Source organism: Streptomyces sp. NPDC059201 (assembly GCF_042754585.1).
GTDB lineage: Bacteria > Actinomycetota > Actinomycetes > Streptomycetales > Streptomycetaceae > Streptomyces.
In genome coordinates, this window is the sequence record NZ_JBHZBB010000004.1 from 465,501 (window position 1) to 486,718 (window position 21,218).

Sequence of the window (21,218 nt, forward strand, 5' to 3'; positions counted from 1 at the left end):
CAAGACCCCGGAGGCCCCGATGTCCCTCCCCGCCGCTTTCCACGAGATCGCCAAGCGCGTGAACAACTGGGGCCGTTGGGGCCAGGACGACGAGATCGGGACACTGAACCTGATCTCCGACGCGGTGGTCCGCGAGGCCGCCGCGACCGTCCGCACCGGCCGCCGCGTCCCCCTCGCCGTGGAGCTGCGGCAGGACGGCGTGCAGACCGGGATGATCCCGGGCCGGGTCAACCCGCTCCACGTCATGGTCCAGGTCAACCAGGAGCTCTTCGGCCCCGGCACGGTCGCCACCAGCGACGACGCGGCGACCCTGGGCCTCCAGGCCGGCACCCACTGGGACGCCCTCACCCACGCCTCGCACTCGGGCCGGATCTACAACGGCCGCCCCGCCGACACCATCACCCCGCACGGGCGCGCCGCCTACAGCGGCATCCACACGGCCCGGCACGTCGTCAGCCGCGGGGTCCTGCTCGACGTGGCGGCGGCGAAGGGCGTGGACCGGCTGCCCGGCGACCACGCGGTGACGCCGGAGGACCTGGACGAGGCGGCGGAGTTCGGGCGGGTGACCGTACGGGCCGGCGACCTCGTCCTCGTACGGACGGGGCAGATCCAGCTGTACCTGGCCGGGGACAGGCACGGGTACGCGTTCCCCTCGCCCGGGCTCTCGATCCGTACGCCCGAGTGGTTCCACGCGCGGGACGTCGCCGCCGTCGCGAACGACACGCTCACCTTCGAGATCTTCCCGCCGGAGATCGAGGACCTGTGGCTGGGCGTGCACGCGCTGGACCTGGTCGAGATGGGGATGCTCCAGGGGCAGAACTGGAACCTGGAAGAGTTGTCCACAGCCTGTGCACAAGAAGAGCGCTACGCCTTCCTGCTCTCCGCGATGCCGGAACCTTTCGTCGGCGGCACGGGAACGCCGGTGGCGCCGGTCGCGCTGTTCTGAGGGCGCCCAGGAAGGTCCGGAGAGGTCCGGGAAGGTTCAGGAAGCTTCAGGGAGGCTCACGGGTGGCGGCGCGCTCGCGCGCGCCCCGAGCACGGCACGGACCGCCGCCACCCGGCCGCGACCCGCACATGCCGAGGGCCCACGGCCCTCGGCTCCCCTCGCCACGAATCGCTCACCCCAGGGTGGGCAAAACGGAACGAACCGTCAACAGCGCACCCGTCCGGGTGAGCTGACGCCCTCCCCGGGCGCGGGCGCGGCGGGCGTGCGGTCGACCTCGCACCAGATGCTCTTCCCGGCGCCCTCCGGCTGCCAGCCCCACCGGTCGGCGAGGCCGTCCACCAGCTCCAGACCGCGCCCGTTGGTGTCCTCTCCGGCGGCGTGCCGGGGCCGGGGCGGCATCCCGCTCCGGTCGGCGACCTCGACCCGCACCCCGCCCTCCGCCGCGAAGAGCATCCGCAGCACGGCCGGACAGCCCGTGTGCACCACCGCGTTGGTCACGAGCTCGGAGATGAGCAGCACCAGCGTCTCCGCCAGCGGCTCGTCCTCCCCTATCCCGGAGCCGGCCAGCCGTCTCCGGGCCCACCTGCGCGCACGCCCCACCTCCGCCGGGTCGGGCCCGACTTCCAACTGCACCTGAAGCACCTGCACCGTTCACACCATCCGAACCGGCGGACACACCTTTACGGAACGTGATTCCCTTGTGAGACAGCATGGTTGACGTACAGTCACCGCAACAAGCGCTTCGGGCATATTCCAGCGCGAAGGAGTACGCGTGGTCCATACTGTGCGACGCACGCGGCGGGGAGTCGAACGCGGGGCGCCAGCCGGGCTCACAAGCACTCGCATCCCACGGAGAGTACCGGAGCGGGACCCCGAGTCCGGCCCGTGACGACCCCCCGAAGGACACAACCCGATATCGACGCTCCCCGTCGATTCGAACACGCTCCGTCACCAGTTCGGGCGTTCAGAGTGCGGCGGCCACCTCCTCCGCCGCCCGGTCCCCCGGCAGCACCAGCGCGGCCCGCACCCACGCCCGCTTCAGGTGCAGATGCACGTCCGCCTCCCAGGTGAAGCCCATCCCGCCGTGCACCTGGAGGCAGTCCCGGGCGTTCGCCACGGCCGCCTCGTCCGCGAGCAGCTTGGCGCCGGCGATCTCGACCGGGTCGGCGGTGACGGCGGCGGCGTGCACGGCGGCCCGCGCCAGCTCGGTCCGCACCAGCATCCCCGCGCAGAGGTGCTTCACGGCCTGGAACCCCCCGATCACCTGCCCGAACTGCTCCCGCTGCGTGGCGTACGCGACGGCGGCGTCGGTACACCAGGCGGCGGTGCCGACCTGCTCGGCGGCGAGGAGCAGCACCGTTGTGGGCAGGCGTTCCGCAGGGCGGAACGGGTGGGCACAACCCCCGGTGCCGGGCACCCGATGCAGGGGCGTAAGCGGATCCACCGACCGCAGCGGTACGGCGCCCTCGACAGGACCCCGCACCACGTCCGCAGCCTCCAGCCAAGGAACCAGCCCCTCGGCCGAGACCTCCGTGACGACCACCGTCCCGTCCGCGGCGCCCGCCACATCCCCCGCCGCCACATGCGTCGCCACCAACGGCCCCGGCACCAGCGCCCGCCCCGCCTCCTCGAAGACCAGCACCGCCTCCGGCAGCCCGAGCCCCACCCCGCCCTCGGCCTCGGGCAGCCGCAGGGCGAAGAACCCGGCGTCGCCGAGCTCCTTCCACAGGCCCCGGTCGAGCGTCCCGTCCGCATCGACCGCGGCCCGCAGCGCGTCCCGTCCGAAGCGGCCCGCGAGCAGGTCCCGTACGCCTCGCCCGAGGTCCTTCTGGTCCTGGCTCAGTCGGAAGTCCACGGCCCGGCTCACCGCCCCTTCGGCAGGCCGAGGATCCGCTCGGCGACGATGTTGCGCTGGATCTGGCTGGTGCCCGCGGCGATCGTGTACGAGAGGGAGGAGAGCCGGTCGAGGTTCCACTCCCGGTCGAGGTCGAGCGCGTCGGGGCCGAGGACTTCGGCGGCGGTGTCGTACAGCTCCTGGCGCGCGTGCGAGTAGTGCAGCTTGAAGACGGAGCCGCCGACGCCGGGGACCCCGCCGGTGGCCTCCGCCTCGCTGACGTTCCGCTGCGTGAGCCGCCACAGCGCCTGGAACCCGGCGGAGAGCCGGCCGAGGCGGCGGCGGAGCGCCACGTCGTCCCAGCGGCCGTTCTCCCGCGCGGTACGGGCGAGTTCGCCGAGGAGGCGGCGGCAGGCGACGACCTCGCCGACGAAGGCGGTGCCGCGTTCGAACGACAGGGTCACCATGGTGACCCGCCAGCCGTCGTTCTCCTCCCCGACCCGGTGGTCGACCGGCACCCGCACCTCGTCGAGGAAGAGCTCCGCGAACTCGGTGGACCCGGCGAGGGTCCGCAGCGGCCGCACGGTGACGCCCGGCGCGTCCATGGGCAGCGCGAGCCAGGTGATCCCCCGGTGCTTGGGCCCCTCGGTGTCCGTCCGGACGAGCAGTTCGCACCAGTCGGCGACCTCGGCGTGCGAGGTCCAGATCTTCTGCCCGGTGACGACGTACGCGTCCCCGTCCCGTACGGCCCTGGTCCGCAGCGACGCCAGGTCGGACCCGGCGCCGGGCTCGCTGAAGCCCTGGCACCAGACCTCGTCGCCGCGCAGGACGGGCTCCAGCCACCGGGCCCGCTGTTCGGGCGTGCCCTCGGCGGCGATGGTGGGCCCGGCGTGGAGGAGGCCGACGAAGTTGGCGCCGACGTAGGGCGCGCCGGCCCGCTCGGTCTCCTCCAGGAAGATCAGCCGCTGGGTCGGCGAGGCGTCCCAGTGCACGTGCCCGTACCCGGCGTCGTAGAGCCGCCGCTGCCAGCCGCAGTCGTACGCCCTGCGGCCCGGCCAGTCGAGCGGGTCGGGCCGGGCGGGCAGTCCGGGCAGCTCGGCGGCGAGCCATGCCCGCAGCCCGGCCCGGAACTCCTCCTCCTCTTCCGTGTAGGAGAGGTCCATCAGACGATGCCGAGGTCGAGCATGCGGATGGCGTTGCCGCGCATCAGCTTGTAGACCGTCTCGTCGTCGAGGCCCTGGACGTGGTCGAGGGCGACCTCCTTGGTGTGCGGGAAGGTCGAGTCGACGTGCGGGTAGTCGGTCTCGAAGGTGGCGTTGTCGCGGCCGACCACGTCCAGGGACGCGATGCCGTGCTTGTCGCGGAAGAAGCAGCAGAAGATCTGCCGGTAGTAGTACGTGGACGGCGGCTCGGGGATGAGGTCGCGGACCCCGCCCCAGGCGCGGTGCTCCTCCCACACGTCGTCGGCGCGTTCGAGGGCGTACGGGATCCACCCCATCTGGCCCTCGCTGTAGGCGAGCTTGAGGCGGGGGAACTTCACGAGGACGCCGCTGAAGAGGAAGTCCATCATCGAGGCCATCGCGTTGTTGAAGCTGAGGCTGGCCTGGACGGCGGGCGGGGCGTCGGGGGACGCGGCGGGCATCTGGCTACTGGATCCGATATGCATGTTCACCACCGTCCCGGTCTCCTGGCAGACCGCGAAGAACGGATCCCAGTAGCCGGAGTGGATCGACGGCAGCCCGAGGTGGGTGGGGATCTCGGAGAAGGTCACGGCCTTCACCCCACGGGCGGCGTTGCGCCGGATCTCGGCGACGGCGAGGTCGATGTCCCAGAGCGGGATGATGCAGAGCGGGATGAGCCGGCCGCCGCTGTCGCCGCACCACTCCTCGACCATCCAGTCGTTGTACGCGCGCACGCACGCGAGGGCGACCTCCTTGTCGTGCGCCTCGGCGAAGGTCTGGCCGCAGAAGCGCGGGAAGGTCGGGAAGCAGAGCGACGCCTCGACGTGGTTCAGGTCCATGTCGGCGAGGCGCGCCTTGGGGTCCCAGCAGCCGCGCCGCATCTCCTCGCGGGTGATGCCCTCCAGGGTCATGTCGTCCCGGTCGAAGCCCACGGCCGCGATGTTCCGCTTGTACGGGAACCTGAGGTCCTCGTAGATCCACCAGTCGGTGGGGGGCCCGTCCGGGTCCATGGTGATCTGGTACTTCCCCGCGACGTAGGCGAGCTCCCCGATCCCGGCGGTGAGGGCCTTGGGGCCCCGGTCGCGGTACTTCGCGGGCAGCCAGGTGTCGAAGAGGTGGGCGGGCTCGATCACGTGGTCGTCGACGCTGATGATGCGGGGCAGTTCGGTCATGACCCCTCCAGTTATCTGATGGATCGTCAGATCCCGATGAGGTCAGGCTAACCCCGGGGGTCTGGACCGACAAGGACCGGCCCCTTACGCTCTCCGCACGAACTGACACTCCGTCAGGAATCCCGTCGGAAAGTCCGACGGGAACTCCGACGGGAACTCCGCCAGGAATGGAGGCCCCGGTGACGACCGCGACCGCGACCGCACAGGCCCTGGCGCTGGGCGAGTCCCGCACCCTCTGGGAACTCGTCGAGCGCCGGGCCGACCTCAGCCCCGACCGGGCCGTCCTCCTCCAGGGCGACCGCGTCCTCACCTTCGGCGCCCTGCGCGAGCGCGCCGAGCGCTGCGCCGCCGGGCTGTACGCCATGGGCGTCCGGCCCGGCACCGTCGTCGCCTGGCAGCTGCCGACCCGCCTGGAGACCGCCGTGCTCTCCTTCGCGCTCGCCAGGCTCGGAGCCGTACAGACCCCCGTCATCCCCTTCTACCGGGACAAGGAGGTCGGCTTCGCGCTCCGCGAGTCCCGCGCCGAGTACGTCGCCGTGCCCGGCGTCTGGCGCGGCTTCGACCACACCGCGATGGCCCGCCGGCTCGGCGCGCGCGGGATCTTCCAGGCGTACGCCCCCGAGGACCTCCCCGACGGCGACCCCGCCACGCTCCCCCCGCCGCCCTCCTCCGGCACCGACGTCCGCTGGATCTACTGGACCTCCGGCACCACCTCGGACCCCAAGGGCGTGCTGCACACCGACCGCTCGCTCCTCGCCGGCGGCGCCTGCCTCGCCCACGCGCTGCGCCTCACCGCCGAGGACGTCGGCTCGATGGCCTTCCCGTACGCGCACATCGCCGGGCCCGACTACACGGTGATGCTGCTGCTCTACGGCTTCCCCGCCGTGATGCTCGAACAGTTCGCGCTGCCCGACTCGCTGGCCGAGTACCGCAGGCACGGCGTCACCGTCGCCGGCGGCTCCACCGCCTTCTACTCGATGTTCCTCGCCGAGCAGCGCAAGAACCCCGGCGAGCCCGTCATCCCCACCCTGCGGCTGCTCGCCGGCGGCGGGGCGCCCAAGCCGCCCGAGGTCTACCACGCGGTGCGCAAGGAGCTGGGCTGCCAGCTCACCCACGGCTACGGCATGACCGAGGTCCCCATGATCACCATGGGCGACCCCGAGGACACCACCGACAACCTCGCCACCACCGAGGGCCGGCCGCCCGCCGCCATGGAGATCCGCGTCACCGGCTCCGGCGAGATACGGCTGCGCGGCGAGGCCGTCTGCCGCGGCTACCTCGACCCGGCGCAGAACGCCGCCGCCTTCGACGAGGACGGCTTCCTCATCACCGGCGACGTCGGGCACCTGACCCCGAGCGGCCACCTCGTCCTCACGGGGCGGATCAAGGACATCATCATCCGCAAAGGCGAGAACATCTCGGCCAAGGAGATCGAGGACCTGCTCCACGAGCACCCGGCCGTCGGCGACGCCGCCGTCATCGGCCTCCCCGACGCCGAACGCGGCGAACGGGTCTGCGCGGTCGTCGAGCAGCCCGAGGGCGCCCCGCCGCTCACCCTGGAGGGGCTGACCGCCTTCCTGCGCGCGGCCGGGCTGTCCGTCCACAAGCTGCCGGAGCAGCTGGAGGTGGTGGACGCCCTGCCACGCAACGAGACCCTGCGGAAGGTCCTGAAGTACAAGCTCAGGGAGCGGTTCGGGGCAGCAGACCGGGAGTGGCCCGGGGCGGCAGCGGGTCCGCGGGGGGCGGGGCCGGCCTGAACCGGGGCTCCGGGACCCGTACGACGGTGGACTCCTCACCCGCCAGGGCCCCCGCCACGTCCTCGTACACCTCGAAGAGGCGGGTCACGCCGAGCGCGGCGAAGACCTTGGCGACATGGCTCTGGCCCTCCTCCGCCTCGGGAAGGACCAGCCGCAGCCGCCCGCCGCAGGAGCGCAGCAGCCGACGGACTCCGACCAGCACGCCGATCCCGCTGGAGTCGCAGAACAGCACCCCGGACAGGTCGACGACGAGGTCGTGCCGCCCGGCGGCGACGGCGTCGTGCACCCGCCGCCGTATCAGCGGCGAGGTCACCAGATCCAGCTCGCCGCGCAGGCTCAGCACCGTCCATCCACCGCGGTCGTTCTCGTGGGCCTCGATCGTCGTCACGGTCGGGCGCCTGCCCCGGGGGCCCTGGCCGAAACCCCTTGAGCCGGGTATGACGCTTTCCTTACCATCCGCTCCTGCGTGAAGGCCGCACTTGCGGCAAACAGGCATGCGTTGTCGGCCCCTCGCACTAGTTTGGGGTGACGGACAGGACAGGGACCGACGGCGGGCGAGGCGCGGAAGCGGCGAAGCGGAAGCGGAAGCGGAAGCGGAAGGTGGAGGGCTCGGATGGCGAACGACACACCACCGCGCTGGGACCGCAGGATGCAGCAGCGGCTCGCGCGCGGTGAGGCCGCGGCCCTCGGCGAGCTGTACGACCGCTTCGCCTCCCTCGTCCACAGCCTCGCCCACCGCGTCCTCGACGACGACCAGGCCGCCGACCAGGTCACCCGGGAGGTCTTCGGCTACATCTGGGAGAACCCCGACGCGTACGACCCCCGCCAGGGCAACCTGCGCTCGTGGGTGGCCCGGCTGACCCAGCGGCAGGCCGTGCACCGGCTGCGCCAGACCGAGACGACGGCGTACGCGGAGACCGGCGTCGGCTCGGCGGAGGAGCTGGAGGCCAAGGTGCGCCGGGCCTCCGTCGCGGCCCGCGCCGACTACATCGTGACCTCCATGCCGGCCCCGCTCCGCAAGGCGCTCGAACTGGCGTACTTCCAGCGGCGGGACTACCGCCAGACCGCCGCCGACCTCTCCATCAGCCACGAGGAGGCCCGCCGCCGGCTGCGGCTCGGCCTCCAGCTCCTCTCCACGGCGAACACCCGCCCGGTCGACGGGCCGCCGGGCGGCTACGGACGGGCGCTGTGACGGGGGCGAACGGCGAGGGCGACGACCTCGCACGCGCCCCCTGGATACCGGGCCCGCGGGCGGCCGCCGACGACCACGCGGACCTGACGGAGCCGGTGGCTCCGCCCCTGGTGCTCTCCCACACGGTGCTCAAGTCCCTGCTCGGGGCCTGGGCGCTTTCGGCGTGCTCCGGCGCGGAGACGCGGGCGGTCGAGGAGCACCTGACCGCGTGCGCGCCGTGCGCGGAGGAGGCGCTGCGGCTGCGGGACGCGGTGACGCTGCTGCACGAGGACCGGGACCTGGACCTCGACCCGCTGCTGCGGTCGCGGGTCCTGGAGAACTGTCTGGGCCGCCGCCCGGCCCGCATCCCCGTGCCCGCGTGGGCGACGCCGTACGACGCGGAGACCGCGCGGCTCGACGCGCTGCTGCGGGACATCGGCGAGTCGGAGTGGCACACGCCGGTACGGCTCAAGTGGTACGAGGAGGACCGCCAGGTGCGGCGGAAGTCGACCGTCGCCGGGGTGATCGGGCACCTCCTCGCGGTCGACGGCCTGGTGTCGGGCGCGCTCGGGCTCGACGACCCGCTGGGGCCCGACGTGCCCGAGCTGTCGCCGACGGAGCGGACCGAGGCGTTCTGGGAGGCGCTGGACCGGCCGCCGAACCGGGCGCTGCGGGCGCCGTGGCGGGACCAGAGCCACACCCTGATCCGGACGGTGTCGTTCGCGGGCCGCGGCGTCTCGGACCTCACGGTCACCTACGGCGACTTCGCCCTCCCCATGAAGGACGCGCTGCTGGAGCGGGCCTTCGAGTGCTGGGTCCACGCGGACGACATCGCGAACGCGGTGGCCTACCCCTACGACCCGCCCAGCGGCCCGCACCTGCACGGCATGATCGACCTCGCGGCCCGCCTCCTCCCCGCCGCCGTCGCCCACCGCCGCCGCGCGGGCCTCGCGGCCCCGCCGACCCACCTGGTGGCCGCGGGCGCCCCCGGCCGCTCGCTCCACTTGGAGGTCGAAGGCGCGGGCGGCGGCCACTGGTACATCCCCCTGGACTCCCCCGCCGCCCTAGGCTCCCCCGACCACACCGTCGCCCAGGTAGCCATGGACGGCGTCGAATTCTGCCAGTTGGTAGCCGGCCACATCTCCCCCGAAGAAGCAGCCGCCGGCCAAGACGGCGACCGCCAAGCCATCCAGGACATCCTGAAGGCAGCAGCATCTTTGAGCCGCTTGTAACACGGGGGCGGGGCGGGACCCTCCGTCACACCCCCCTGCGAGGGCGCCCTGGGGTCGCACCCCTCGCGTGCGCCCGCGCCCGCAGGACGGCGCCCTCCGCCGCACCCCCGTGTGGGCATGCGCCCGGAGACCCACCCCCGCCCCCACCCCCGTGTGGGCATGCGTCCCGCTAGGGGCGGGACGGGTGGGCACACGGGACGGCGCCCCCTGCCGGGCCTAGGCTTTCCGCGCCTGAACCCGCACCTGCTGTACGACGCCGTACCGGTGCGGGTCAGGGACGTGTGCGGAGGCACCCGCGCAGGGTGCCGTTCCGTTGTGCCCACCCGTTCCGCCCCAGCGGAACGATTGCCCACAACGGAGCGGCGGCGGGCGCTCGGGCCCCGGGCGGGGGCAGCGCGCTGGGGAGCTAGCCGGCTACAACGGTGCTGCGGCTACGCGAAGACGACCGTGCGGCGGCCGTTGAGGAGGATGCGGCGTTCCGCATGCCACTTCACCGCCCGCGCCAGCGCCTGACACTCCACGTCCCGCCCGACCGCCACCAGCTGATCGGGCGTCACCTCGTGCCCCACCCGCTCCACCTCCTGCTCGATGATCGGCCCCTCATCCAGATCCGCCGTCACATAGTGCGCCGTCGCCCCGATCAGCTTCACGCCCCGCGCATGCGCCTGGTGGTACGGCTTCGCGCCCTTGAAGCTCGGCAGGAAGGAGTGGTGGATGTTGATGATCCGCCCGGAGAGCCGCTTGCAGAGCTCGTCGGAGAGCACCTGCATGTACCGCGCGAGAACGACCAGCTCGACGTTCTCCTCCTCCACCAGCGCCAGCAGCTCCGCCTCCGCCGCCGGCTTGGTGTCCTTCGTGACGGGGATGTGCCGGAACGGCAGGTCGTAGGAGGCGACGAGCTCCGCGAAGTCCGTGTGGTTGGAGACGACGGCGACGATCTCCACCGGCAGCGCCCCGATCGACGACCGGAAGAGCAGGTCGTTCAGGCAGTGCCCGAACTTCGAGACCATCAGCACGATCCGCATGCGCTCCTCGGCGCGGTGGATCTGCCAGTCCATCTGGAAGGAGTCGCCCACCGCCGCGAAGCTCGCCCGCAGCTTCTCCACATTCACCGGCGCCTCGGCCGTGAAGTGGACCCGCATGAAGAAGAGACCCGTGTCCCGGTCTCCGAACTGCTGACTGTCCTCGATGTTGCATCCGGTGATGAACAGATAGCTCGACACGGCGTGCACGATGCCCTTTTTGTCCGGGCACGAGAGGGTGAGGACATACTGGTCGGTCATCCGGACAGCGTGCCACAACACGCCGTCCGGTCCACACCGCAGTCCGTCCACCGGACCCCACCGGAGGCTACGCGCGCGTCAGTATCCGCAGCACGTCCAGGGACCGCGGCGGCGCGTCCGGGTCGTCCCCGTCGGCCGTCGCGAGCCGGACGTGCGCCTCGCGCGCCGCGCGGACGGCCTCGGGCCACCCGGGGTGCTCCTGATAGGCGGTGACGGGCGCGTCGGGACCGACCTGGTGCAGGATCCGCAGCACCCGCAGGACGGCGACGTCGACGAGCTGCGCCTCGGCGGAGTCGCGGAAGATCGCGCCGACGTACTTCTCGGCGGACCAGCTGTCGAGCCAGGTGTCCTCGACGAGGCGGTAGACGGCGTCGGTGACGTCGCCGTACCCCTCCTGGCCGGCGAGCCAGACGGACTGGTGGAACCCGGGGTCGGAGAGCATGTGCAGCGCCGAGCGCACATTGGTGCGCCAGCGCCACCACGGCATGTCGTTGAGCGGCATGCCGCCCATGGTGGAGGAGCGACGGCCGCGACGGGAAGAGTTAACCGAACCGGGGACGGTACTGGACATCGCTCGATCGTACGGTTCCCCACCGACAAGCGGATTCACCCCCTCCCCTTAGAGCCCCCGACCCCCGTAATTCACCTCGACGTCACCATCCGTTGAACGGTGCACACTCCCGCGTTACCCATGAGGCGGAATCGTGCGTGCTCATGACCGGTAGGCGACTGTCCTCACTCCTCGCGTCCCTCACCGCCGCGGCGGCCGGCGCGTCGCTCCTCACCGGGTGTGGCGTGCTCCCTGGTGCCACGGGGGGCTCCAGGGAGCCCGTCACCGTGATGACCTGGGCCCCCGACCAGACCCGAGCCACCAACATGCCCGGCATGCCCGCCATGGCCCAGACGTACGCCCGCTGGGTGAACTCCCAGGGCGGCATCGACGGGCACGAACTGCGCGTCCTCACCTGCAACGAACAGAACACCCCGTCCGGCGCCGCCACCTGCGCCCGCCGCGCCGTCCAGGAGAAGGCCGTCGCCGTCGTGGGCTCGTACAGCCAGAACGGCCGCGCCTTCATGGCCCCGCTCGAAGCGGCGGGCATCCCGTACATCGGCGGCTACGGCATCACGGAGGACGAGTTCACCAGCCACCTCTCGTACCCCGTCAACGGCGGCCTCGCCTCGCTCATCGCCGGGCACGGCATCCAGCTCGCCGAGTCCTGCCACAAGGTCTCCCTGGTCCGCCCCGACACCCTCGCCGGCGACCGGCTGCCCAAGCTCCTCGACGCCGGGCTGAAGCACGAGAGCAAGCGCGGCGCCGTCGACATCCCGGCCGTCGAGGACGCCGACGAGTACACCGCCCAGGCCGCCCGCGCCCGGGAGAAGGCGGGCACGGAGGACGGCTGCGTCGCCGCCGTCCTCGGCGAGCGGACCCAGACCTTCTTCGACTCCTTCCGCCGGCTCCCGAAGGCGACCGGCGGCGCCCAGGAGGACTCCGACGACGGGGACGCCGTACGGATCTCCTCCGTCCTCGGCAGCGTCGGCCAGCCCGTCATCGACCGCACCGGCGGCGCCCGCAGCCCCTTCGAGGGCGCCTTCGTCACCGGCTGGTACCCCGAGGCGGACGACAAGAGCTGGGAGCCGATGCGGAAGGTCATCCGGGAACACGCCTTCGCCGACAACCGGGTCGACCCGACCGACACCGGCGTCCAGACGACCTGGATCGCCTACACCGTCCTCAAGAAGGTCGTCGAGTCCCTCGACACCGACACCATCACCGCCTCGCGCATCGCCGGCGCCCTCGACCAGGGCACCCGCGTGGACACCGGCGGCCTCACCCCGCCGCTGCGCTGGATGTACGAGGACCTGCTCGCCGCCCCCGACTTCCCCAGGATCGTCAACCACGAGGTGACGTTCCAGGTGGTCAGGAAGGGCCGGCTCGTCGCGCAGAAGCCCGGCTTCGTCGACGTCGGCCCCACCGTCACCAACCGGGGCTGACCACCCGGCCCGCCCCGGCCCTCCCCTGCCCGCCCCCTACAGCTGGGTGGCGGACCGCTTCGACAGTCCGAACTTCTCGGCGGTCGGGTTCCACAGCCCGGCCGCCTCCTTCTTGGCCTTGGTCGCCTCGGCGCTCTTGTCGTTGGCCGCCTTGAGCCGGTTGGTGTTCTTGGCGTTCCCGCCCTTGCAGGCGTTCTTGGCCTTCATCTGGTCGGCCCAGCCCGCGTAGTGGTCGTCGGCCGCCGCCGACGCCTGCCACGCGCGCGTGAGGGACGCCGTCAGCCTCCCGTGGTCCGGAAGCTTGTCGACGCCGATCGTCTGGAGCTTGGTCACCAGGCTCCGGCGCTGCTCGGCCGCGCCGCGCAGGTCGGCGGCCGCCTTGTCGAGGTTCTTGCACTGCTTGATCGCCTCGACGGAGCTGATCACCGCGTCCCGGCTGTCGTTGCTGGTGGCGAGCAGCTTGTCCAGCTCCTTCGCCTGCGGCTCGGCCGGATCGGCCTGCTTCTCCGGCGCCTCGGACGCGCCGCCGCTCGGCGCCGGTGCCTGCGAGCTCGGGACGGTACTCGGCCCGGCCTTCGGGTCCTTCTCCTCGTCGCCCCCGCTGAGCAGGGCGCCCACGCCGAGACCGACGACCGCGCAGCCCACCACCACGGCCGCGATCAGCGCGACCGGCGACTTCCGGCGCGGCGGCTCGGGCTCGTCGTCGTAGTAGTACGCCTCCTGCTGCCCACCGGGCGCCTGGTAACCGCCCCCGCCCTGGTAGCCGTACTGCTGCTGCGGAGGCTGCGGCGGCTGGTGGTGCTGCTGTTGCTGGTACGGAGCCGGGGCCGGCTGCTGGTACGCCGGAGGCGCGGGCTGCGCGGGCGCCGAGTCCCGGAACAGACTGTCGAACTCGGCAGGCGGCTGCGAAGGCCCAGGCCCACCGGGCACGGGCCCACCCGGAACAGGCCCACCGGGCACGGGTCCACCCGGCACGGGCCCGCTCGCGACAGGGGCGATGAACTGCGTCGCGTCGGCGGAACCGCCCGGAGCGGGCGGCTGCGGCAGCCTGCCGGTCCCCAGGAACTGCGTGTGGGCACCGCCACCGGGACCGGCCTGCGGCGGCACGGGCGCGATGTGCTGCGTGGCCTGCATGTCGGCGACCGGAGCGGCGGCCGGCGGCGGGTAGCCGTACCCGGCGGGCGGCCCCACCGGCGGCACGCCACCCGGCACGGGCGCGATGTGCTGGGTCGCCTGCATGTCGGCGCCGTGCGCGGCGACCGGCGGCGGGTAGCCGTACCCGGCCGGCGGACCGGCCGGCGGCATCCCGGGCGGACCCTGCGGCTGCGGCGGAACCGGGGCTATGTACTGCGTGGCCTGGAGATCACCGGCGGCCGGCGCCTCCGGGGGCAGCGGCTGCGCGGGCGGCAGCGGCTGCCCGCCCGGCTGGGACTGGGCGCCCCCGGGCCCCCAGGCACCTCCCCACGCCTGCGCGCCCCCCTGCTCCGGACCCTGTCCGTTCTGCGTCACCGGGACTCCTACTGATGGACCTACGGAATCGTCGGCCCACGCTACCGGCTACATCCACGGCTCCGCACACACGTGTGAGCCCGCTAACACCCTTCCCACGGAACCCCTCCACCGAGAAGACCATCCACCCCCACTTGGTCCAGTCCACAGGCACGAACTCCCGGACCGGCCCTACGCCGCGTGCACCTCCAGCCGCGCCTCGAACTCCCGCACCACCGGCTCGGCCGCGAAGGGTTCCAGGCGGTCCCTCAGGTCCTCCAGGTACTCCGCGCCGCGCGACGACCGCAGAGTGCCGAGGAGTTCCAGCGCGCGCGTGCCGGTGCGGCACGCCTCCTCGATCTCCCGCTGCTGCACGCGCGCGTGCGCCAGCAGGGCCAGGCCGATCGCGCGCCGCCGCGCCCGCCCCTCCGGGTGCCCGGCCAGCGACTCCTCCGCCGCCCTGGCCGCCGCCTCCGCGCGCCCCAGGTCCCGGTAGCAGTGCGCCAGTTCGTCCGCGAGGTACGCCTGGTCGAAGTGGGCGATCCACGCCGGATCGTCGCCGGAATCCGGATCGGCCGCCTCCAGCGCGCGTACGGCACGCCCCGCCGCCGACTCGAAGGCCCGCGCGTCCCCCATCAGCGCGTGCCCGCGTGCCTCCGCCGCCAGGAACATCGCCTCCGCGCGCGGCGGCACCCCGCCGCGCGTCCCCTCCTGCGCGGCGCGCGCCAACTGGGCGATCTCCCGCGGGTTCCCGAGCTCCGCCGCCAGGTGGCTCATCGACGCGGCCAGCACGTACCCGCCGTAGGCCCGGTCCCCGGCCGCCTGCGCGAGCCGCAGCGCCTGGATGTAGTACCGCTGCGCCAGACCCGGTTCGCCCGTGTCCACGGCCATGTACCCGGCCAGCTCGGTCAGTCGGGCGACCGCGCCGAACAGCTCCCGGCCCACCGCCTCCCGGTAGGCGCCCGACAGCATCCCCGACACCACGCTGTCCAGGTAGTGCACCACCACCGGGCGGACGTGCCCGCTGCCGAAGCGCCGGTCCAGGTCGACGAGCGCCGCCGTCATCTCCCGTACCGCCGCCACGTCCGAGCGGCCGACCCGCGCCCCGGCCGAGCGCGCCACCTGCGCGTCCGTGCCGGTGATCAGCCAGTCCCTGCTGGGCTCCACGAGCGCGGACGCGGCCACCGCGGAACCGGTCAGGAAGTCGCGGCGGCCCACATCGCTGCGGTACAGCTCACAGACCTGCTCGATCGCGCCCAGCACGGTCGGCGCGAACTGGAGGCCGACGCCCGCCGCGAGGTTCCGGCCGTTGGCCATCCCCACCTCGTCGATCGTCACCGTCCGCCCCAGCTTGCGGCCGATCGCCTCCGCGATGATCCCGGGCGCCCGGCCGCGCGGCTGCTGCCCGCGCAGCCACCGCGCCACCGACGTCTTGTCGTACCGCAGGTCGAGACCGCGCTCCGCGCCGACCATGTTGACCCTGCGGGCGAGACCGGCGTTGGAGCACGCGGCCTCCTGGATGAGCGCCTGGAGCCGTTCGTTGGGCTGTCGTGGCACGAGTGGCCTGGCTGCCATGGGTGGAACCCCCAGACGGGACGGGTACGGACACGGAATGATCACTGCCCTGCGGATATCCGGTCAATGCCGATGTGAACACGCGAAACCGGACACGTCGTCCGACGGCCACCGGCACCCCTCCCGGCCCCCGCCCGTGTCCGTCCCCGCCCTCTTCCCTACCCCTCACCCGCTCCCCGGTCCCCCGCGCGCCCCCGCGCGTGCACCCATGCGCCCCGCATGCAGGATCGATGCCTCACCCCCGGCGCCGCCCCGCCCGTAACCCCAGGTGACGGGCGCAGTTGTCTTCGACGTGGATGAGAGCATCGGAGTCACGACGGAAGCGGCACAGATCCCCAAGCAGCGCGGCGAGCAGCTGCTCGACAGCGCCGTGCGGTATGCGGAGGAGCGGCACTGGGACGTGTTCCCGGGGACCTGGCTGGAAGCCGCCGACGGCCGGGAGCGCTGCTCCTGTGGCGCCGCCGACTGCCCCCTGCCGGGCGGCCACGCCGTGAAACCCGACTGGTCGACACTGGCGACCGGGAGCGGGGTGGGCGCCCGGCGCATGTGGTCGAAGCAGCCGAAGTCGTCGATCCTCCTCCCCACCGGACGCACCTTCGACGCGATCGAGGTCCCCGAGGCGGCCGGTTTCCTCGCGCTCGCGCGCATGGAGCGGATGGAGCTGACGCTGGGTCCCGTGACCTGCACCCCGGACCGGCGGATGTTCTTCTTCGTGCTGCCCGGCGCCTCGGCCAAGGTGCCCGACCTGATCCGCAAGCTCGGCTGGACCCCTGGCTCGCTCGACCTCACCACGCGCGGGGAGGGCCATTACGTGGCGGCGCCGCCCACCCGGATCGGCGGGCGGGGCGCGGTGCAGTGGGCGCGGCGCCCCACTCCGGCCAACCGCTGGCTGCCGGACGCGGAGGAGCTGATCAGCGCCCTCGCGTACGCGTGCGGGCGCGAGGCGGCGGAATCGCGGGCCCGACGCCAGTGACCTGTGGTTTTCCGTCACAGGGCCTTTAGGGTGGCCGGTAAGGCGCGAACAGCGTCGTACGGGGACGACCGAAGGGCTGACGGAACATGCCTGACCAGGCATTTGACGGAGCGTTCGAACCGACGGGCGCCGTACCGGAGACATCCGGTGCGGCGCCCGCGGTGCAGGTGGAGGGGGTGTGGAAGCGGTTCGGGCAGCAGATCGCGGTCCACGGGATCGATCTGGTGCTGCCCGCGGGGAAGTTCATCGGGCTCGTCGGGCCGAACGGCGCCGGCAAGACCACCACCCTCTCCATGATCACCGGCCTGCTGCGGCCGGACGCGGGCCGGATCCGCGTGGCCGGCCACGACGTGTGGCGCGACCCGGAATCCGTCGCGCGGGTGAAGGCGCGGATCGGGATCCTGCCGGAGGGGCTGCGGCTCTTCGAGCGGCTCTCGGGCCGTGAACTCCTGGCGTACAGCGGGCGGCTGCGGGGGCTGCCCGGCGCCGAGGTCGACCAGCGGGCCACCCAGCTGCTCGACGTGCTGGACCTGGCCGGTTCGCAGCACAAGCTGGTCGTCGACTACTCGACGGGCATGCGGAAGAAGATCGGTCTCGCGGCGGCGCTGCTGCACAACCCGGACGTGCTCTTCCTCGACGAGCCCTTCGAGGGCGTCGACCCGGTGTCGGCGCAGACCATCCGGGGCGTCCTGGAGCGGTACACGTCCTCCGGCGCGACCGTCGTCTTCTCCAGCCATGTGATGGAGCTGGTGGAATCGCTGTGCGACTGGGTCGCGGTGATGGCCGGGGGCCGGATCCGGGCGCAGGGTCCGCTGGCCGAGGTGAAGGGCTCGGCGGCCACCCTCCAGGAGGCGTTCCTGGAGCTGGTCGGCGCCCATGACCGGGCGGCGGCGGGGGACTCGCTGGACTGGCTGGGCGGCAAGGGCGAGGCCCGGTGACGGCGCCGACGACGCGTGACGCCGCGGCTTCGGTGGCGCTCACCCCGATCTTCGTACGCCTCAAGCTGTCGCTGATGCGGAACGGGCTGCGGCAGTCCGGCGGGCGTACGGCCGCGTTCGTGGCCTCCCTGGTGGTGGTGCTGCTGATCGCCGCCTTCATGGTGCTGGGTTTCCTGCTGCTGCGGGGGAACGCGGCGGCCGGGGCGGTCGCGGTGCTGACGGTCGGGGTCTTCGGGCTCGGCTGGGCGGTGATGCCGCTGTTCCTGCCGAGCGGGGACGAGACGCTGGACCCGTCGCGGCTGGTGATGCTGCCGCTGCGGCCGCAGCCGCTGGTCAGGGCCCTGCTGGTGGCCTCCCTCGTGGGCATCGGCCCGCTGTTCACGCTCTGCCTCGCCGTCGGGGCCGTCGCCGCCGTGGCGCACGGGGCCGCGGCGACGGTGACGGCGGTGCTCGCGGTGCCGCTGGTGCTGCTGGTGTGCGTGGCGCTGTCGCGGGCCATCGCGACGGCGAACGTACGGCTGCTGACCTCCCGCAAGGGGCGGGACATGGCGCTGCTGAGCGGTCTGGTGATCGCCCTGGGCATCCAGGCGGTCAACTTCGGCGCGCAGGCGCTGGGCCGCGCGAAGGACCTGTCGGTGCTCGACACGGTGGCGTCCGTGGTGGGCTGGCTGCCGCCCGCCTCCGCGGTGGCGGCGGTCCGGTCCGCGGCGGACGGGGATCCCGTCGGCGCCGTCTCCCGGCTGCTGCCCGCGGTGCTGGCGCTCGTTGCGCTGTTGTGGTGGTGGCGGCGGAGCCTGGTACGCCTGATGGTCGAGCCGGACGGTTCGACGATCGGCGCCGCCCCGGACACCGTCCGCGATCCGGCGGAGGGGCGCGGGCTGCTGGCGCGGCTGCTGCCCGGAGGCCGTACGGGCGCGGTGATGGAACGTTGCTTCCGCTACATCTGGCGCGACCCGAAGACGAAGGCGGCGTGGGTGACGGCGCTGGCCATCGGCGCGCTCGTCCCGCTGTTCAACGCCTTCCAGGAGGCCGGCTCGGTCTACTGGGCGTGCTTCGCGTCCGGGATGCTCGGCATGCAGATGTTCAACCAGTTCGGGCAGGACTCGTCGGCGTTCTGGATGGTGGCGCAGACCATCGCGACCCCGGCGGACGCGTACGCGGAGCTGCGCGACCGGGCGTACGTGATGATCGCGATCACCGTCCCCTTCACGGTCCTCGTGGCCGTGGCGACGGCCCTGGTGACAGGCGGCTGGACCCAGCTCCCCGAAGTCTTCGGCCTCGCCTTCGCCCTGCTCGGCGCGATGGTGGCACTGGGCGTCGTCGCCTCGGTGAGGTACCCGTACGGCATCCCCCAGGACGCGCGCCGCAACGTCGCGCCCGGCCAGGGCGGCATGGCGGTCGCCGCGATCTTCGGCGGCATGTTCGCCGGCCCCCTCCTGTGCGCCCCCCTGATCGCCCTCCTGGTCTGGCTCCGCGTCACCGACCACCACGGCATGCTCTGGCTCCTCCTCCCCCTGGGCGTCACCTACGGAGCCCTGCTCACCTGGACCGCCCTGAAGCTCATGTCGGGCCGCATGCTGAAGCGGCTGCCGGAGATCCTGGCGGCGGTCAGCAAGGGCTGACGGGGGAACACGGGGGTCGAGGGCCGCTCGGCGCGCACTGGATGCGCGCCGAGCGGCTCTTGCGTTCCTGCGTTCCCGCGTTCCCTGCGTTCCTGCGGTCAGTGGAACTCGTGGGTGACGGTGATCGGGCCGACGATGTGGGCGTTGAACTCGTCGAGGTCCTCGGCGGGGACCCAGAGCTCCAGGATCGTGCGGCCGCCGGCCTGCTGGACGGGGTAGCGGGCGAGGAAGGCGGAGTCGACCTCGAAGCGGGTGACGTAGCCGGAGCCGTCGTGCTTCACGTTCCAGTCGCGGGCGATGCGGATCGCGTAGTCCTCGTTGAGCACCGGGTAGAAGATCGGCTGCTCGGGGAGGCGGGGCGGCCAGGCGCGCCAGTCCAGCTCGCGGACGAGCGCGAGCTCCTCGGGGCCCGTGGGGCGCCAGAGGGTCGTCGTCGGCTGAGGGTGGGGGTGGGGCTGGGGCTGGCGGCTGTTCATGGCGGTGACCGTATCCGGGTGGGGATCGCGGCTGCGAAGGGTTTTCCACAGGGCGTTGTCCACAGGGGTGTCGGGGGTGGGGGGTGCGGGACATGATGCTGGGGAGGGGTTCGGGCGGCGACGGGGGAGGTTCGCGTGGGGTTCTTCGGGCGGCGGAAGAGGAAGGGCGTCGAGGGGACGCCGGTGGGTGGGGTGTCGGATGGTCGGGGTGTGGGGGCGGCGGAGGCGGGCGGGCGGCTGACGGCTGAGGAGACGGAGCGGCTCAAGGGGCTCACTCAGGAGGCGTACGAGCAGGGGATCGCGCACCAGGTGCTGCCGAGCCGGGCGCGGGCGGCGGTCGACGCGTTCGACCGGTCGGCGGGGTATCTGGACGAGCTGTTCCGGGCGAAGCCGGACGACCCGGAGTTGTGGCACATGCGGGGCGCGCTGCTCTACTCGCGGGCCTCCAGCCGGCTCGCGCTCCGGGACGCGGACGCGGCGGTGGCGGACCTGGGCGGGTGCGTGGACGCCTACGGGAGGAGCGGCCTGCCGAACGCGGCGCTGCTGGCGGCGGACGCGCTGATACGGCGGGCCCGGGCGTACGGGGAGGCGGGCCGCCCGATGGCGGCGCTCGCCGACGTGGACCGGGCGATCGGCGCCTATGTGGAGGCGGGGGCGTACGAGTCGCCGCATCCGCTGCTCCCGGACTTCGCGCGGGTCCTGGCGCTGGCGGCGACCGTGCAGTTGAAGGTCGGGGACACGGACCAGGCGCTGGCCTGTGCCCAGCAGTCGCTGGCCCGATACAAGGACCTGACGCGGCAGCAGGGCGGTCTGGACCGGGAGCAGGCCGGCTACATGGCGGACGCCGCCGGGGAGACGGCCTCCCGGCTGGAGGCGGCACGGGGCAGCTGGGACGCGGCGCTCGCGGTGAACCTGGTGGTACGGGAGGCGGCCGAGGCGGGCCTCGGCGGGCTCGGGCAGGCGCTGGCCCGCGAGGGCCTGCACCTGCGGCTGGCCGGCCGGGAGCGGCAGGCCGAGCCGGTACTGGCCCGGGCCGAGGAGATACAGCCGGGTTCGGTGGCCCGGGAGGAGGAGGTGGCCGCGCGCATGCTGCCGCCGTCGCTGGCGGAGGCGCTCACGGCGGGCGAGTCGCTGTTGCGGGAACGGAAGGGCGTACCGCTGCCGCTGGACGAGATGGTGCGCCTGAGGCACGAGTTGACCGACCACGAGTCGTACTCGGCGTCGGTCAGGGTGCGGATGGGTTCCACCTTCGCCCCGAAGGCCGCCGCGCTGGCGGCGATGGCGGAGCTGCTGCTCCAGGAGGAGCGCGTGGCGGAGGCGTGGCGGGTCGCCCTGGAGACCCACCTCATATGCGACTCGATCATCCGCCGCGCCGCCGCCGCGGCACCGTCCCTCCTGCCGAGCCTCGCCACCCCCTGGCGCGACGCCCTGGACGTGGCGTCCCGCGCGGCGCGAACGGCGGGCCGGGACACGTTCACGACGGACGTGGAGGCGGCCTCGGCGGCGCTGCGCACAGCCCTCGCGGAGAGCCCGCAGGCGGGCTGAGACTGGCTGGGCCCCTCGCGCTCGACCGCC

General features: G+C 73.0%; 19 protein-coding genes. 9 read left to right on the forward strand and 10 right to left on the reverse strand.

Annotated elements, in window-relative coordinates; genetic code table 11:
- The first annotated feature begins 19 nt into the window (after nt 1-19).
- A complete protein-coding gene (locus ACFXMG_RS16550) occupies nt 20-946 on the forward strand; it encodes a cyclase family protein (protein WP_383822766.1) in 927 nt (308 codons plus the stop codon).
- A gap of 204 nt (nt 947-1,150) precedes the next feature.
- On the opposite strand, the gene ACFXMG_RS16555 is transcribed toward ACFXMG_RS16550, so the two are convergent.
- The 4 genes from ACFXMG_RS16555 to ACFXMG_RS16570 form a co-directional block, all read right to left on the reverse strand.
- Nucleotides 1,151-1,594: an ATP-binding protein gene (locus ACFXMG_RS16555; RefSeq protein WP_383822768.1), complete on the reverse strand. Its 444-nt coding sequence runs from the start codon at nt 1,592-1,594 to the stop codon at nt 1,151-1,153.
- 316 nt (nt 1,595-1,910) lie between these two features.
- Nucleotides 1,911-2,801: an acyl-CoA dehydrogenase family protein gene (locus tag ACFXMG_RS16560; RefSeq protein WP_383822771.1), complete on the reverse strand. Its 891-nt coding sequence runs from the start codon at nt 2,799-2,801 to the stop codon at nt 1,911-1,913.
- A gap of 8 nt (nt 2,802-2,809) precedes the next feature.
- A complete protein-coding gene (locus ACFXMG_RS16565) occupies nt 2,810-3,943 on the reverse strand; it encodes an acyl-CoA dehydrogenase family protein (RefSeq protein WP_383822773.1) in 1,134 nt (377 codons plus the stop codon).
- Complete coding sequence (locus tag ACFXMG_RS16570; RefSeq protein ID WP_383822776.1) at nt 3,943-5,133, reverse strand: amidohydrolase family protein; 1,191 nt, start codon at nt 5,131-5,133, stop codon at nt 3,943-3,945. The genes ACFXMG_RS16565 and ACFXMG_RS16570 overlap by 1 nt, the downstream gene beginning before the upstream one ends.
- 167 nt (nt 5,134-5,300) lie before the next feature.
- Between ACFXMG_RS16570 and ACFXMG_RS16575 the strand changes: the two genes are divergently transcribed.
- On the forward strand, nt 5,301-6,890 hold the full coding sequence (locus ACFXMG_RS16575) for a class I adenylate-forming enzyme family protein (RefSeq protein WP_383822778.1): 1,590 nt from the start codon (nt 5,301-5,303) through the stop codon (nt 6,888-6,890).
- Here ACFXMG_RS16575 and ACFXMG_RS16580 read toward each other — a convergent pair.
- Complete coding sequence (locus ACFXMG_RS16580) at nt 6,814-7,278, reverse strand: STAS domain-containing protein (RefSeq protein WP_383822780.1); 465 nt, start codon at nt 7,276-7,278, stop codon at nt 6,814-6,816. The two genes, ACFXMG_RS16575 and ACFXMG_RS16580, sit on opposite strands and share 77 nt — an antisense overlap.
- Nucleotides 7,279-7,503: 225 nt before the next feature.
- Between ACFXMG_RS16580 and ACFXMG_RS16585 the strand changes: the two genes are divergently transcribed.
- Entirely contained in the window at nt 7,504-8,082 is a 579-nt protein-coding gene (locus tag ACFXMG_RS16585; protein ID WP_383822782.1) for a sigma-70 family RNA polymerase sigma factor, read from the forward strand.
- A complete protein-coding gene (locus ACFXMG_RS16590; protein ID WP_383822784.1) occupies nt 8,079-9,293 on the forward strand; it encodes a maleylpyruvate isomerase N-terminal domain-containing protein in 1,215 nt (404 codons plus the stop codon). Before ACFXMG_RS16585 ends, ACFXMG_RS16590 begins: the two co-directional genes overlap by 4 nt.
- A gap of 431 nt (nt 9,294-9,724) precedes the next feature.
- Here the strand turns inward: ACFXMG_RS16590 and purU are convergent, their stop codons facing one another.
- Entirely contained in the window at nt 9,725-10,576 is an 852-nt protein-coding gene (gene purU / locus ACFXMG_RS16595) for a formyltetrahydrofolate deformylase (RefSeq protein ID WP_383818194.1), read from the reverse strand.
- A 67-nt stretch (nt 10,577-10,643) separates the two neighbouring features.
- The gene (locus tag ACFXMG_RS16600) at nt 10,644-11,147 is read right to left on the reverse strand and encodes a hypothetical protein (RefSeq protein ID WP_383818193.1); all 504 of its coding nucleotides are present in this window, start codon (nt 11,145-11,147) and stop codon (nt 10,644-10,646) included.
- Between the two features lie 143 nt (nt 11,148-11,290).
- Between ACFXMG_RS16600 and ACFXMG_RS16605 the strand changes: the two genes are divergently transcribed.
- Nucleotides 11,291-12,571, forward strand: a complete 1,281-nt coding sequence (locus ACFXMG_RS16605) for an ABC transporter substrate-binding protein (RefSeq protein ID WP_383818191.1) — start codon at nt 11,291-11,293, stop codon at nt 12,569-12,571.
- A gap of 36 nt (nt 12,572-12,607) precedes the next feature.
- Here ACFXMG_RS16605 and ACFXMG_RS16610 read toward each other — a convergent pair whose 3' ends face one another.
- Nucleotides 12,608-14,080, reverse strand: a complete 1,473-nt coding sequence (locus tag ACFXMG_RS16610) for a hypothetical protein (protein ID WP_383818189.1) — start codon at nt 14,078-14,080, stop codon at nt 12,608-12,610.
- A gap of 171 nt (nt 14,081-14,251) precedes the next feature.
- Nucleotides 14,252-15,634, reverse strand: coding sequence for a transcriptional regulator (locus ACFXMG_RS16615; RefSeq protein WP_383818188.1), 1,383 nt, complete (start codon nt 15,632-15,634; stop codon nt 14,252-14,254).
- Nucleotides 15,635-15,926: 292 nt separating this feature from the next.
- Between ACFXMG_RS16615 and ACFXMG_RS16620 the strand changes: the two genes are divergently transcribed.
- The 3 genes from ACFXMG_RS16620 (at nt 15,927) to ACFXMG_RS16630 (ending at nt 19,167) form a co-directional block, all read left to right on the forward strand.
- The gene (locus ACFXMG_RS16620; RefSeq protein ID WP_383818186.1) at nt 15,927-16,607 is read left to right on the forward strand and encodes a bifunctional DNA primase/polymerase; all 681 of its coding nucleotides are present in this window, start codon (nt 15,927-15,929) and stop codon (nt 16,605-16,607) included.
- Nucleotides 16,608-16,693: 86 nt separating this feature from the next.
- The gene (locus ACFXMG_RS16625; RefSeq protein ID WP_383818184.1) at nt 16,694-17,545 is read left to right on the forward strand and encodes an ABC transporter ATP-binding protein; all 852 of its coding nucleotides are present in this window, start codon (nt 16,694-16,696) and stop codon (nt 17,543-17,545) included.
- Entirely contained in the window at nt 17,542-19,167 is a 1,626-nt protein-coding gene (locus ACFXMG_RS16630) for a transporter (RefSeq protein WP_383818182.1), read from the forward strand. The genes ACFXMG_RS16625 and ACFXMG_RS16630 overlap by 4 nt, the downstream gene beginning before the upstream one ends.
- Before the next feature lie 98 nt (nt 19,168-19,265).
- On the opposite strand, the gene ACFXMG_RS16635 is transcribed toward ACFXMG_RS16630, so the two are convergent.
- Complete coding sequence (locus tag ACFXMG_RS16635) at nt 19,266-19,643, reverse strand: hypothetical protein (protein ID WP_383818180.1); 378 nt, start codon at nt 19,641-19,643, stop codon at nt 19,266-19,268.
- A 210-nt stretch (nt 19,644-19,853) separates the two neighbouring features.
- On the opposite strand from ACFXMG_RS16635, the gene ACFXMG_RS16640 reads away from it, so the two are divergent.
- Nucleotides 19,854-21,188, forward strand: a complete 1,335-nt coding sequence (locus ACFXMG_RS16640) for a hypothetical protein (protein ID WP_383818179.1) — start codon at nt 19,854-19,856, stop codon at nt 21,186-21,188.
- Nucleotides 21,189-21,218 lie beyond the last annotated feature (30 nt).